We start from the raw sequence: 13,013 nt of genomic DNA on the forward strand, positions 1-13,013 counted from the left end.
TATTTTAGCCCTCCCTTTGGGAGGGTGGGGTGGGCACTATTTTAATCTGATTTCGCTTACACTACAACCTTGAGGTACCATCGGGAACACGTTGTTCTCTTTAGTCACCATTACTTCCAGCAGGAAAGATCCTTTGTGGTTTAGCATGGCTTCCAGCGCGCCTTTTAAATCGGCACGGTCTGAAATGCTTTTACCTGCAATACCGTAACCTTCTGCTACCTTAACAAAATCAGGGCTTTGTATATCTACGAATGAGTAGCGACGCTCGTTAAACAGTTCTTGCCACTGGCGAACCATGCCTAAGAACTGGTTATTCAGAATCAGGATTTTTACATCTACACCACTTTGCATAATGGTGCCCAATTCCTGTATAGTCATCTGGAAACCGCCATCACCAATTACCGCTACCACGGTACGATCCGGCGTACCAAATTTTGCACCAATTGCAGCCGGAAGGGCAAAGCCCATGGTTCCTAAACCACCACTGGTTACGTTGCTACGGGTTTTGTTCAGTTTGGCATAGCGGCAGGCCACCATCTGGTGCTGGCCCACGTCGGTCACAATAACCGCCTCGCCGTTGGTTAAAGTATTCAGCGTATCAATTACTTCGCCCATGGTCATTTCACCAGTCTGCGGATGAAGTTCTTTATCAATAACCGCTTCGTTTTCCTGGCGGGTAAATTCGTTAAAGCGTGCCAACCATTCTGTATGCTGCTTCTGCTCCACCGCAGCAGTTAACAACGGCAACGTTTCTTTACAATCGCCCCAAACAGGTACGGTTGTTTTCACGTTCTTATCGATTTCTGCGGGGTCGATATCCAGGTGGATAATTTTAGCCTGCTTTGCATATTTGTCTAAGCGACCGGTTACACGGTCGTCAAAACGCATGCCGATAGCAATCAATACATCACACTCGTTCGTCAGCACGTTCGGGCCATAGTTACCATGCATACCCAGCATACCTACGTTCAGCGGGTGGTCTGACGGAATAGCGCCTGCTCCTAAAATGGTCCATGCAGATGGAATGCCTGATTTTTCTACAAAAGCTTTAAACTCCTGCTCTGCACTTCCCAGCAAAACACCTTGGCCCCAAAGTATAAATGGCTTCTCTGCTTTGTTAATCAGCTCTGCCGCTTCCTTGATGTATTTCTCGCGAACGATCGGTTTCGGACGATAGCTGCGGATATGGTTACAAGGGGTATATCCTTTAAATTGGAATTTCTGGATCTGCGCATTCTTGGTAATGTCGATCAGCACCGGACCAGGGCGACCGGTACGTGCGATATAAAACGCCTTAGCAATAGCTTCCGGAATTTCGTTTGCATCGGTAACCTGGTAGTTCCATTTGGTAACCGGGGTAGTAATGTTGATCACGTCAGTCTCCTGGAAGGCATCGGTACCTAACAAGTGCGCAAACACCTGGCCGGTGATACAAACTAAAGGAGTACTATCTATCTGTGCGTCTGCTAAACCGGTTACCAGGTTAGTTGCGCCCGGACCGCTAGTAGCAAACACCACACCTACTTTACCAGAGGTGCGCGCATAACCCTGCCCGGCGTGGATACCGCCCTGCTCGTGGCGGACCAAAATATGATTCAGCTTATCATTGTAATCATACAGTGCATCGTAGACCGGCATAATAGCGCCGCCCGGATATCCGAAGACGACGTCGACGCCCTCTGCAATAAGCGCCTCTAATAAGGCTGCCGATCCCGTAAGCTCTACTGCTGCCTGCTGTTCAGGCGCAGCTTCTAACTCCTGCTGTGCAATTGCTGTCTCGTTCATAAATTTGGCCTCTCCCTAACCCTCTCCTGGAGGAGAGGGAATTTTATTTGTTGATTTTATTTCTTTCGGACTTACTAACTTTCGGACTTGCCGACTTATTACTTATTCTCCGTCTGTTATGCAGCCTTCTGCTGCTGTGCTTACACTTTTAGCGTATTTATATAGAACACCTTTTTTCGCTTTCAATTCTGGCTGAACCCAGGCTGCTTTTCTTGCCGCCAGTTCTTCGTCGCTGATCATTACGTTAATGGTGTTATTAATCGCGTCGATCTCAATGCGATCATCATCCTTAACAATGGCAATGTTTCCTCCGTCATAAGCTTCCGGGGTGATGTGGCCTACCACGAAACCGTGCGTTCCGCCACTGAAACGGCCATCAGTAATTAACGCTACAGAGCTACCTAAGCCTGCGCCGAAGATAGCAGAGGTTGGTTTCAGCATTTCCGGCATACCCGGAGCACCTTTCGGCCCCACATTGCGGATTACTACCACATCACCGGCTCTCACACGGCCACTTTGGATACCGTGGATCAGTTCAAATTCTCCGTCGAATACTCTTGCCGGGCCTTCGAAACGTTCGCCCTCTTTACCGGTGATCTTCGCTACAGAACCGCCTGTTGCCAGGTTTCCGTACAGGATCTGCAAGTGCCCGGTAGCTTTTATCGGCTGCTCAACCGGGAAAATGATTTTCTGGGTATCGAAATCAAGGTCTGGTGCGTCGGCTAAGTTTTCTGCCAGTGTTTTACCGGTTACGGTCAAACACTCGCCATGTAACCAGCCTAACTTTAACAGATATTTCATTACCGCCGGTACACCGCCAATTTTGTGCAGGTCTTCCATCATGTACTTACCGCTTGGCTTCATATCGGCTAACAGCGGGGTACGGTTAGAAAGCTCCTGGAAATCATCTTGTGTCAACGGAACGTTAACGCTCTTGGCTATTGCCAACAGGTGTAATACCGCGTTGGTGGAACCGCCCATTACCATAATGGTGATAATAGCATTCTCGAATGCCTCGCGGGTCATGATATCTGAAGGTTTGATGTCCTTCTCTAATAAATGGTAGATCGCTTTACCCGCTTCTACACATTCTTGTTTCTTTTCTTCGCTGGTAGCAGGGTTTGAAGATGAGTAAGGTAAACTCATGCCCAATGCTTCGATAGCCGCAGCCATGGTGTTAGCGGTATAGATACCACCGCAGGCACCTGCACCGGGGCAAGCATTTTTCACCACGCCCATAAAGTCTACATCATCAATAGTACCGGCGATTTTTTTACCTAAAGCCTCAAATGCCGATACTATGTTCAGGTCTTCGCCTTTCCAGTGGCCTGGCTTAATAGTACCGCCATATACCATAATAGACGGACGGTTTAAACGCCCCATCGCAATTAACGAACCCGGCATGTTCTTATCACAACCAGGTACGGTGATCAGGCCGTCGTAATACTGGGCGCCGCAAACGGCTTCAATAGAATCGGCAATAATATCCCGGCTTACTAATGAATAACGCATCCCTTCGGTTCCATTACTCATACCGTCGCTCACACCAATGGTATTAAAGATCAGGCCCACCTGGTTATTTTGCCATGTACTTTCTTTGATGATCTTGGCCAGATCATTCAGGTGCATGTTACAGGTGTTACCATCATACCCCATACTGGCAATGCCTACCTGGGGCTTTTTCATATCATCGTCTGTTAAACCAATACCGTAAAGCATTGCCTGGGCAGCCGGTTGGGTGGGGTCTGCAGTCAGCGTTTTGCTATAGCGGTTTAACTCGGTAGTAACAGTATCGGTAGTGGTATTCATAACTTAAATAATAGCGATTTGTATAAGTTTAAATCGGTATTTGTAAGTTAGAGAGATACTAAAGTGGAAGCAATAGCACGAAGAAAAAAAATAAAATTAGAATTTTATTCTGAAATTTTTATTAAAAATGATATTTATTCTGATTTATATATAAAAAACAAAATAAAATAACTGAAGCTGTATACCAAATATGAAATTGGTATACGGTATATAAGCTATGCATGCATAGTATGAAGTGGAAATTCCGACGTAAAAATGCCGATGCATCAGATTTTTGTCATTATTTTCATGACAAAGCTCCCTACTTTTAATAAACCAAATAACGGGTAAGCTGGATATTCAGTTTCTTACCAACGGGATATTTATCCAACTCAAAATTCAACATTTTTAAAGTAACGTCGCCCTGGGTTAAAAACACTTCTTCAAACGCACCTTTAAATAAGGTATCGGTTACTTCCCACTTTTTTGGCGTAAAGCTATTAACCACTTTTATCCATTGCGGATAGATCACCACCTTACTGTAGTTGGTCCGGATGTTTAGCAGTTTAGCCTGTTCGCTGCTCACCACATTACAATTAGCCAGCAAACCTGCGGTATAGAAATTCTTGGGTTGATTATATACTTCTACCGGGTGCCCGGTTTCTACCAACTCGCCATTTCGGAGTACCACTAATTCGTCGGCCATAGAAAGTACCTCTGTAGGGTCATGCGAAACAATCACTACCGTCAGCCCTTCCTCTTTCACTACCCGGCGGATATCCTCCTGCAACCCTTCGCGAAAGCTGGTATCTACCTGGTTAAACGGTTCATCCAAAAACAAAACCTCCGGCTTTTTTACCAGGGCCCGGGCAATAGCCACGCGCTGCTTCTCGCCGCCGCTTAACAGGGTTACATTTTTTTCTGAAAGGTGCATCAGGTTCATTTGCTTCACGGCCTGCGCGGTCAGCTTTTGCTTCGCTACCAGATCTGTATTCGGCAGCAGAGAGGCAATGTTATCCCAGATACTGGCATGCGGATTCAAGTCGTTGGTATCCTGCGTTACCATTTTCATCTTATCATGGCCGGGGATCAGCTTTTCTTCCGGCCCGATGATCCTCTCGCCTTTGAAGGTTACCTCGCCTTCCTGCGGCGATAATAACCCGTAAAGGATCCGCAGCAGCGTACTTTTGCCGCTACCGCTTTCGCCAATAATAGCGGTGATCTGCTTCGGCTTAATTTCCAGATCTACATAGCGTACGCCGGTGCCGTGTTTTCCCTGGAAGATTTTAGTAACCCCTGAAGCTTTTAAAAAAGGTGCTGCTGACATTCAGGCAAAGATACATAAAAACAAAGGCCGCAAAATGCGGCCTAAGCGATATGAATAGATTAAGAAAAATCTTAGAAACCAAACATAAACCCGAATGAAAAGTTTTTAAGGCCTTTTTGTGCCGGGCTGTTTTCAAACATATCGTTGAAGTAATATTTAGCGAACAAACCTGCACCACCGTACCCGATGCGGGCAAAAGCGCCATAGCGAAGTTTGGTAAAGTGGTAATCATCATTGAACTTTTGCTTACCATTTTCTTCGCTGATCTGTTTAACGCGACCATTCAACAACAGACCAATATCCGGACCGGCTACGAAGTGGAAGCGTTTGCCCCTGCTATCTTCTTTAGAACGGAAATCGAACGAAAGCGGGATGCGCAGGTAGCTGGATGAGAAACGGTTCTTTTCGTAATCGATATTATCCTGGCGGTATGTCAGCACCGGCTCATTAGGTAGTATGGTGATGTTATCACGAAGGCGGATATGTGTCCAGTCGAAACCACCTGAAAGGTAGATCTTGAATCCACTGGTGAAACGGTAACCAAATTGAAACACATCAAAACCTACGTTACTGGTTTTCCAGCTTCTGTAGCGCAGGAACTGGTTATTCGGCGATAAGGTAAAGCTGCCATTATCAACCAGTGTTGCCAAACCAATATCAAACCGGGCAAAAGTAAGGCCGAATGAGAAGCCGGGTGCTTTGCTATGCTGATGAATGGTGGTATCCCTGTGGCGATTAATGCTAAACTCTTTACGATCTTCATTATGGCCGAAGGAAATCTTAAACCCCTTTTTTTGGGTACTATCTGAAGTAGTTTTGGTTGAATCGGCTTTGCTTTGGGCAAAGGCGCCACTGGCTGCCGCACATACCAGCGCAGTGAATAATATACGTTTCATAATTGTGTTGTATTTATGTTGGAGGAATTATTTCTCTTTTTTTACTTTCACCAACCCCAGGTTCACACCTGTGATCGTTGCTTCATCGTCGTCTGTATTGGTAAATTCTATCAGTTTATCCTGTCGTTTATCTACTTTGGCAACTACCACGTTAATCAGGTCGCCAAAGCTGCGTATGCCATGCCTTTTAGTTTGCTTAGCCGTTTTTGTTTCATTCACCTGCGCAACCTGTACATTTTTCTTGCTGGTCGCAAAATCATCTGCTGTATTTACTTCAGGTTTCGCCGGGGCAAGTGGTTCATCAGGCACCACTGCTGTAGCTTGCTTTACCGGCTCGGCTGGTTGCGTTACAGCCGCCAGTTGCTGGTCCGATTGATCAGGTGTATCGTCGCGCTGTTGATCGACAGTTGTTTTCGGTTGCTGAACCTTCACTTTCGTTTCCTTAATAGCATGAGTCAGGCTTTTTGTTTTAACCGGAACGCTGTAAGCAATAGAAGCGCTCTTTGAATCTTCTGCTGCCTTGGCAACAGTTGTTTCCTGAGTTTGAATTTCCGGAGCTACCTGTTCTGTTGGCTGAGGCAACACATTTTTCAGCCCGTTTTCTTCATCCGTTTTAACACCACGATGAACATTCGTATGATTTGCTGCCTGGTACTGATCCTGTTTATTGTCTTTCACCAGGAAGTATAGCCCGAATGCGCTTACCAGCACAACCGCTGCTGCGATACGGATAACAGGCATCAATGTCCTTTTTGATTTGGCGCCACCTATTTCAACGGTAATGCCTTTCCATACCCGCTCTGATGGCTCTACCTCGAAATCGGCAAGCTTCGAACGGAATAACTGGTCTATATCTTTATCCTGCATATTCATATTTTCTTCCTTCCATCTTAATAACCTGTTCTTTTAAAATTGCCCGCGCTCGCGAAAGCTGCGATTTTGAGGCTCCTTCTGTAATACCCATTATGTCTGCGATTTCTTTATGCGAATAGCCTTCAATCGCATAAAGGTTAAACACCATCCGGTAGCCGGGCGAAAGTTTTTGTATCAGCGCCATCAGATCCCTGGCATCCAGGTTGGCTGTTGCACTGGCATTTACAGCTTGTTCGGGTAACTCGTCCTGCTCTACCACCTGCATCATTTTGTGGTGCTTGCGGTAATACTCTATCGAGCTATGTACCATAATACGCCTTACCCACCCTTCGAAAGATCCCTCGCCGCGATAGTCGTTTATTTTCTGAAACACCCGCACAAAGCCATTCTGCAACATATCTTCAGCCTCCATTTTATCTACGGCGTAACGCATGCAAACACCCAGCATCTTACCCGCAAACTGCTTATAAAGCATTTCTTGTCCTTTCCGGCTTCCTGCCTTACAGTCCCTTATCAGGTCTTCGGTTGTAGGTTTATGTTTTAAAAACATCATTTGTAAGTAAGATGAAGGCCGGCCGAAAATGGTTGCAAGGATATTTAACTTTTTTTAACTTTTTCTAAAGATAGCGCGAACTATACTTTTTACGGGGTTATATTTACGCTTGATGAAAAAAATCCTGGTTATTCTTTTGAGCTTATTTGCGGCTTTTCAAGTACGAGCACAAGACAAAATTTACCTGCTGAAACCAGACCGCGTTTTCGATGGTGAGCAGATGCACCCAAATTGGGTGGTTCTGGTAAAAAGTAACCGCATTGAAGCTGCTGGTGAAGAAAGCAAAATTGCTGTACCAGCCGGTGCCGAGAAAATTGCCTTACAGGGTACCACCCTGATGCCAGGAATGATAGAAGGCCACTCGCACTTATTCCTTCATCCTTACAATGAAGTAAGTTGGAACGACCAGGTACTGACCGAGAGCCGTGCCGAGCGTACCGCAAGGGCCACTGCTCATGCCGCAGCGACACTGATGGCAGGCTTTACCACCGCCCGCGACTTAGGTACCGAAGGCGCCTCTTATGATGATGTGGGTTTGAAAGCTGCTATTGAAAAAGGTGTAGTCCCCGGCCCGCGTTTGTTGGTAGCCACCAAAGCGATAGTAGCTACAGGTAGCTACCAGCCAAAAAGTACGGTAACCGAAGCCATCATCCCTAAAGGTGCAGAAGAGGCCGACGGCGTAGAGGGAGTAACACACGCTGTTAGATCGCAGATTGGTTATGGCGCAGACGTCATTAAACTTTACGCCGATTACCGTTGGGGACTAAACAAACACCCGGAACCGACCTTTAGCATTGAAGAGTTAAAAGCGGCGGTAGAAACGGCCCATAACAGCTGACGTGAAGTGGTGGTACACTCTGCCACGACAGAAGGGATGCGACGGGCAATTATGGCCGGCGTAAATACCATAGAACACGGCGACGGCGGCACACCGGAACTATTTAAGCTGATGAAAGAAAAAAGCATTGCCTTATGCCCCACCCTCGCTGCAACGGAATCTATACTAACCTATAAAGGCTGGAACAAGGGCTCAGGTGCTGAACCTGACGAGGTTAAACACAAGCATTATATTTTCCAGGAAGCGCTAAAAGCCGGGGTTACTATCTTAATGGGTGGGGATGTAGGCGTGTTCGCCCACGGGGAAAACGCTAAAGAAATGCTACTGATGGTAGAATACGGCATGAAACCGATAGATGTGCTCCGCTCGGCTACGGCTGTAAATGCCAAAGTATTTGGCCTGAACGAACTGGGCCAGGTAAAGCCGGGCTTTTTAGCCGACCTGGTAGCGGTAACGGGTGACCCTTCTCAGGATATTAAAGCAGTTAAAAACGTAGAGTTAGTGATGAAAGATGGCGTATTGGTAAAGATCGATGGTATTTTAAACAGAATGGTGAAGTAAGCATTATCAGATTAAGCTATGAATATTAACCTTAACCCTTTTCCGGAATTAACAACAAAACGCCTGCTGTTGCGAAAGCTGGCACCACAAGATGCAGCTGAAATTTTCAGGCTGCGTTCTAACGAACAGGTGAACGCTTACCTCGATAGAGCCAGAGCCCAAACGATTGAGGATGCCCAAAACTTCATCCAAAAGATCGAGGCAATGCTTCGTCAGCAACACGGTGTCTATTGGGCAATCACGCTAAAGGATAACCCCTCATTAATCGGCACGATCTGTTTCTTTGGATTTGATCAGAATAATGATAGGGCAGAAATCGGTTATGAATTGCTCCCTGAATATAATGGGAAAGGAATGATGCAGGAGGCTTTGATTGGGGTAGTTACTTATGGTTTTAATGTAATGGAGCTAAAAGCGATTGTTGCTGAAACAAAAATTGACAATGCAAGTTCGATCAAACTTTTAGAACGAAGTGGGTTTGAGGTGGATGCTTCGTTCGAAGAAAGTGACTATAGGAAATATATCTTAAAGAATAGGTGAAACAAAAAAGACGCGAAGTATCGCGTCTCTACTCAAATGTCATCCTGAGCTTGTCGAAGGATCTGTATACTATTCCTTAAAAAAAAAGACGCGAGGTTTCGCGTCTCTACAATTCACTGGTCTCTGTTTCTAAGCCAGCTATTTTTTCCCTTTCAACCGGTAATACTTATAGATCTTCACCGCCGACATCAGGATCATTGAAAAAGCAACAATGCCCAACACACCGAAGATCCAGTTAATGGCGCTTTTGAGTACCACCAGGAAAACAATAGCAAAAAGGAAAATAGTAGCTACTTCGTTCCAGATACGCAGCTGGGTGGAAGTCCACTTATAAACGCCGTTACGCATTTGCTTCATGATACGCTGACAGATGTAATGGTACACCACCAGTCCGAGCACGAAAGTTAATTTAACGTGCATCCAGCCTTGTTTTAGCCAGGCGGGCATCAGAAAAAGCATCCAGATACCGAAGATCAGCGTCAAAAACATTGCAGGCGTAGAGATAATGTTCATCAGCTTGCGCTCCATGATCTCAAACTGATCCGACAGTACCTTTCGCTCCGTTTCCGGACGCTCCTGCGCTTCTACATGGTACACAAAAAGGCGCACAATATAGAACAGCCCCGCCATCCAACTAACGACGAAGATGATATGTAGTGCCTTTATGTAATTGTAGTATTCCATATATTCTTTAATAGCATAGCGAGGAGCGTAACGAAGCAATCTTGACCTCTCCCCAGCCCTCTCCAAAGGAGAGGGAGTTTACAGCCTCCCCTTTGGGAGATTTAGAGGGGTTGAGATTGCCACGACACTTCGTGCCTCGCAATTAACATATTACTTATTTTGATGACCGTTTTAAGCTACGCCGAAAATGTCATCCTGAGCTTGTCGAAGGATTGTTTAATATCCCAATAATCCCTTTAACAAAAATCAATATTTTAAAGCTGTCATTTCGAGACGCCAACGGCGGAGAGAAATCTTCTTCACCCGACAAAGCCTAAAGAAGAAGATCTCTCACGTTCGTTCGAGATGACATAAAAACTGAATGTCATTGCGAGGAGTGTAACGACGAAGCAATCTTGGCCTCTCCCCAGCCCTCTACAGAGGGGCGGGAGTTCTAAGCCCCATTGGTAGGGACTTAGATTGCCACGGCACTTTGTGTCTCGCAATGACAATATTACTTATTTTAATGACCGCTTTAAGCTATGCCGAAAATGTCGTCCTGAGCTTGTCGAAGGATTGTTCAGTATGTTAATAATCCTTTTAACAAGATCAGGGTGCTAATAATCAATATTTCAAAACTGTCATTTCGAGACGCCAACGGCGGAGAGAAATCTTCTTCATTTGACAAAGCACCGGGAAGAAGATCTCTCACGTTCGTTCGAGATGACATAAAAACTGAGTGTCATTGCGAGGAGTGTACCGACGAAGCAATCTTCTTACCTCCCTCCCCGCTCCAGAGGAGGGAGTTTAAAGTCCCATTTGTAGGGGCTAAGATTGCCACAACACTTCGTGTCTCGCAATGACCATCCTATTGTTCCCCCTTCAGGGGGTTAGGGGTTAGTACCTGTATTCTTTTATCACCTCTACGGCGTACTTCACGTTATCAAACGGGATATCCGGCATAATACCGTGGCCAAGGTTAAAGATATAACCACTCTGGCCGCGCATGCTGTCAAACAAGCGATGGATACGCTCTTTGATCACCTTTTTATCTGCATACAAAATGTGCGGATCCAGGTTACCCTGTACCGCTATACCTTGCGGTAAACGTTTCTTCATATCGGCAAGATCAACGTTCCAGTCGATCGAAATTACATCCGGTTTAGCTTCGGCCATCAATGGCGCAAATACCGAACTTCCTTTACAGAAAGAAATCACCGGGATATCTGTACGATTCAAATTGCTGATAATTTCAGCTATATAACGGTGCGAAAACTCTTTATAATCGTCCCACGCCAAAGCCTGCGCCCAGCTATCAAAAATCTGGACAGCATTCACGCCGGCTTCAATCTGCAGATTAAGGTATCCTGCGGTTACCTTTGCAATTTTAGCCAGTAATTGATGCGCTAGCTCTGGTTCGTTATGCAGCATTAATTTGGTCAGCTTAAAATCGCGGGATGAACCACCTTCAACCAAATAGCTCATTACGGTAAATGGAGCACCTGCAAAACCGATTAGCGGGATTTTTCCATTTAAACGTTGTTGTATCACCTTTATCGCATCGGCAACATATTGCAATTTGTGAACCACGTCAGTATCTAAAGCATCCACATCTGCCTGGGTACGCACCGGATTGGCAAATTTAGGACCAACGCCCTGGGTAAAACTTAACTGACCGCCCATTGCTTCGCCTGTTACCAAGATGTCTGAGAACAAAATAGCTGCATCGATATCCAATAAGTCCACAGGCAGCATCGTCACATCAGCGGCAATTTCAGGGGTTTTGCACATTTCCAGAAAGGAATACTTATTCTTAATATCCCAATACTCTTTCATAAAACGCCCCGCCTGGCGCATCATCCATACCGGCGGACGCTCTGTCTGTTCTGAAAATGCGGCTTTAGTAAATAATGAATCTTTCATAAAAAATGGCTGTTTTAATGCAGCCTTTATTTGGTTTGGTGATTTTTAAGTTCTTTATCCAGACGTTCCAATACGCTTTTCATCTTGGCAGTAGTTTTATCATAATGCTTATGAGCAAGCACCAGGTACACCCCGGCCTTCTCATAATTATGCTGCCTGATGCTGATATTCGCTACATGGGCCAGCGCCGCTACGTGATCATTTACAGAACGTAACGGATATTGTGCCGCTACCTCGTAATGCCTTTCAGCAGCATCATAATCCTGCCGCTGCAGGTTGATACCCCCCATCATAAATTCATAAAACCCTCGGCGCTTCTTACTCAGCAAATCCGGCTTGTTGATGGTCTTTAACAATTGTTCTGCCTTGTCGTAATTCTTGTCATGAAAATGTTTAGCGGCAATCACAATCGGGCCTTCTTTAAAGTAACCCCAGATCAACAACGCCGAAAACATTAACGCGACACCCGCCAACTGATAAACCTGCTCGTACACAAAAAATGCGAGCATCAACACAAAAATCCCTGCTATGATCAGCCTGGCCTGGTTAGTTAACATTAATGATGGTTAGTGTCCGTAAACTTATAACCCACACCGCGGATAGAATGGAAATATACCGGGTTTTTAGGATCTGGTTCGAAATACTTGCGGAACGTAAGAATAAAGTTATCTATCGTACGTGTCGACGGGTAAACGTCATAGTTCCATACGGTTTCCAGGATCTGCTCACGCGAAACAGCTTCATTACGGCGCTCGATCAGCAGCTTCAGCAGCATGGTTTCTTTTTTAGTCAGCGGGGTGATAGAACCATCTTCATTGATCAGTTCAAACGAGTTGAAATGAATAGTTTTATCGCCAATCTTATAGCTGTTAAACTCTTTCAGTTCGTCGCCTTTCAGGCTGCGCTTTACCAGGTTATTTACCCGCAAGATCAGTTCTTCCAGGTTGAAAGGTTTGGTCAGGTAGTCATCTGCACCTTTCTTTAAACCGGCAATTTTATCTTCATTGGTGTTTTTAGCCGTCAGGAACATGATCGGCACGTCAGAATTCTCTAACCGGATAGTTTCTGCTACTACAAAACCGTCAACTTCCGGCATCATCACGTCCAGGATAATCAGGTTGAAACGCTCTTCTTTAAAAATCTGAAGCGCTTTTTTACCATTATTGGCGGTAGTTACTTTATAGCCCTCTAATTCGAGGTTTAATTTGATGGCCTCGAGCAAATGCTCTTCATCTTCGGCCAGTAAGATTCTCTTTTTTGACATAT

General features: G+C 45.4%; 11 protein-coding genes and 1 pseudogene. 2 read left to right on the forward strand and 10 right to left on the reverse strand.

Annotated features, from left to right (window positions below):
* Nucleotides 1-36: 36 nt before the first annotated feature.
* The 6 genes from ilvB to MUY27_RS06940 form a co-directional block, all read right to left on the reverse strand.
* A complete protein-coding gene (gene ilvB / locus MUY27_RS06915; protein ID WP_245129261.1) occupies nt 37-1,785 on the reverse strand; it encodes a biosynthetic-type acetolactate synthase large subunit in 1,749 nt (582 codons plus the stop codon).
* A 102-nt stretch (nt 1,786-1,887) separates the two neighbouring features.
* A complete protein-coding gene (ilvD, locus tag MUY27_RS06920) occupies nt 1,888-3,594 on the reverse strand; it encodes a dihydroxy-acid dehydratase (protein ID WP_245129262.1) in 1,707 nt (568 codons plus the stop codon).
* A gap of 307 nt (nt 3,595-3,901) precedes the next feature.
* Nucleotides 3,902-4,900, reverse strand: coding sequence for an ABC transporter ATP-binding protein (locus MUY27_RS06925; RefSeq protein ID WP_245129263.1), 999 nt, complete (start codon nt 4,898-4,900; stop codon nt 3,902-3,904).
* A 71-nt stretch (nt 4,901-4,971) separates the two neighbouring features.
* Nucleotides 4,972-5,796, reverse strand: a complete 825-nt coding sequence (locus MUY27_RS06930; RefSeq protein ID WP_245129264.1) for an outer membrane beta-barrel protein — start codon at nt 5,794-5,796, stop codon at nt 4,972-4,974.
* A gap of 27 nt (nt 5,797-5,823) precedes the next feature.
* Nucleotides 5,824-6,669: a hypothetical protein gene (locus MUY27_RS06935; protein WP_245129265.1), complete on the reverse strand. Its 846-nt coding sequence runs from the start codon at nt 6,667-6,669 to the stop codon at nt 5,824-5,826.
* On the reverse strand, nt 6,653-7,219 hold the full coding sequence (locus tag MUY27_RS06940) for an RNA polymerase sigma factor (protein WP_245129319.1): 567 nt from the start codon (nt 7,217-7,219) through the stop codon (nt 6,653-6,655). The genes MUY27_RS06935 and MUY27_RS06940 overlap by 17 nt, the downstream gene beginning before the upstream one ends.
* 340 nt (nt 7,220-7,559) lie before the next feature.
* Between MUY27_RS06940 and MUY27_RS06945 the strand changes: the two are divergent.
* Together MUY27_RS06945 and MUY27_RS06950 are read left to right on the forward strand one after the other, a co-directional pair.
* Nucleotides 7,560-8,621, forward strand: a pseudogene (locus MUY27_RS06945) (metal-dependent hydrolase family protein).
* Nucleotides 8,622-8,639: 18 nt separating this feature from the next.
* Nucleotides 8,640-9,161: a GNAT family N-acetyltransferase gene (locus tag MUY27_RS06950; protein ID WP_245129266.1), complete on the forward strand. Its 522-nt coding sequence runs from the start codon at nt 8,640-8,642 to the stop codon at nt 9,159-9,161.
* A 138-nt stretch (nt 9,162-9,299) separates the two neighbouring features.
* On the opposite strand, the gene hemJ is transcribed toward MUY27_RS06950, so the two are convergent.
* The 4 genes from hemJ to MUY27_RS06970 all read right to left on the reverse strand — a co-directional run bounded on the left by hemJ (nt 9,300) and on the right by MUY27_RS06970 (nt 13,011).
* A complete protein-coding gene (gene hemJ, locus MUY27_RS06955; RefSeq protein ID WP_245129267.1) occupies nt 9,300-9,845 on the reverse strand; it encodes a protoporphyrinogen oxidase HemJ in 546 nt (181 codons plus the stop codon).
* An 876-nt stretch (nt 9,846-10,721) separates the two neighbouring features.
* Entirely contained in the window at nt 10,722-11,747 is a 1,026-nt protein-coding gene (gene hemE / locus MUY27_RS06960) for a uroporphyrinogen decarboxylase (RefSeq protein ID WP_245129268.1), read from the reverse strand.
* A gap of 26 nt (nt 11,748-11,773) precedes the next feature.
* Nucleotides 11,774-12,304 (reverse strand): tetratricopeptide repeat protein, encoded by a 531-nt coding sequence (locus MUY27_RS06965; RefSeq protein ID WP_245129269.1) that lies wholly within the window; start codon nt 12,302-12,304, stop codon nt 11,774-11,776.
* Complete coding sequence (locus tag MUY27_RS06970) at nt 12,304-13,011, reverse strand: response regulator transcription factor (RefSeq protein ID WP_245129270.1); 708 nt, start codon at nt 13,009-13,011, stop codon at nt 12,304-12,306. The genes MUY27_RS06965 and MUY27_RS06970 overlap by 1 nt, the downstream gene beginning before the upstream one ends.
* Nucleotides 13,012-13,013 lie beyond the last annotated feature (2 nt).

It is taken from the genome of Mucilaginibacter straminoryzae, assembly GCF_022953055.1.
Classification (GTDB): Bacteria; Bacteroidota; Bacteroidia; order Sphingobacteriales; family Sphingobacteriaceae; genus Mucilaginibacter; species Mucilaginibacter straminoryzae.

Coding starts and splice junctions, on each gene's coding strand:
- ilvB (WP_245129261.1), bottom strand. CDS start 1,785: ATGAACGAGACAGCAATTGCACAGCAGGAGTTAGAAGCTGCGCCTGAA.
- ilvD (WP_245129262.1), bottom strand. CDS start 3,594: ATGAATACCACTACCGATACTGTTACTACCGAGTTAAACCGCTATAGC.
- MUY27_RS06925 (WP_245129263.1), bottom strand. CDS start 4,900: ATGTCAGCAGCACCTTTTTTAAAAGCTTCAGGGGTTACTAAAATCTTC.
- MUY27_RS06930 (WP_245129264.1), bottom strand. CDS start 5,796: ATGAAACGTATATTATTCACTGCGCTGGTATGTGCGGCAGCCAGTGGC.
- MUY27_RS06935 (WP_245129265.1), bottom strand. CDS start 6,669: ATGAATATGCAGGATAAAGATATAGACCAGTTATTCCGTTCGAAGCTT.
- MUY27_RS06940 (WP_245129319.1), bottom strand. CDS start 7,219: ATGTTTTTAAAACATAAACCTACAACCGAAGACCTGATAAGGGACTGT.
- MUY27_RS06950 (WP_245129266.1), top strand. CDS start 8,640: ATGAATATTAACCTTAACCCTTTTCCGGAATTAACAACAAAACGCCTG.
- hemJ (WP_245129267.1), bottom strand. CDS start 9,845: ATGGAATACTACAATTACATAAAGGCACTACATATCATCTTCGTCGTT.
- hemE (WP_245129268.1), bottom strand. CDS start 11,747: ATGAAAGATTCATTATTTACTAAAGCCGCATTTTCAGAACAGACAGAG.
- MUY27_RS06965 (WP_245129269.1), bottom strand. CDS start 12,304: ATGTTAACTAACCAGGCCAGGCTGATCATAGCAGGGATTTTTGTGTTG.
- MUY27_RS06970 (WP_245129270.1), bottom strand. CDS start 13,011: ATGTCAAAAAAGAGAATCTTACTGGCCGAAGATGAAGAGCATTTGCTC.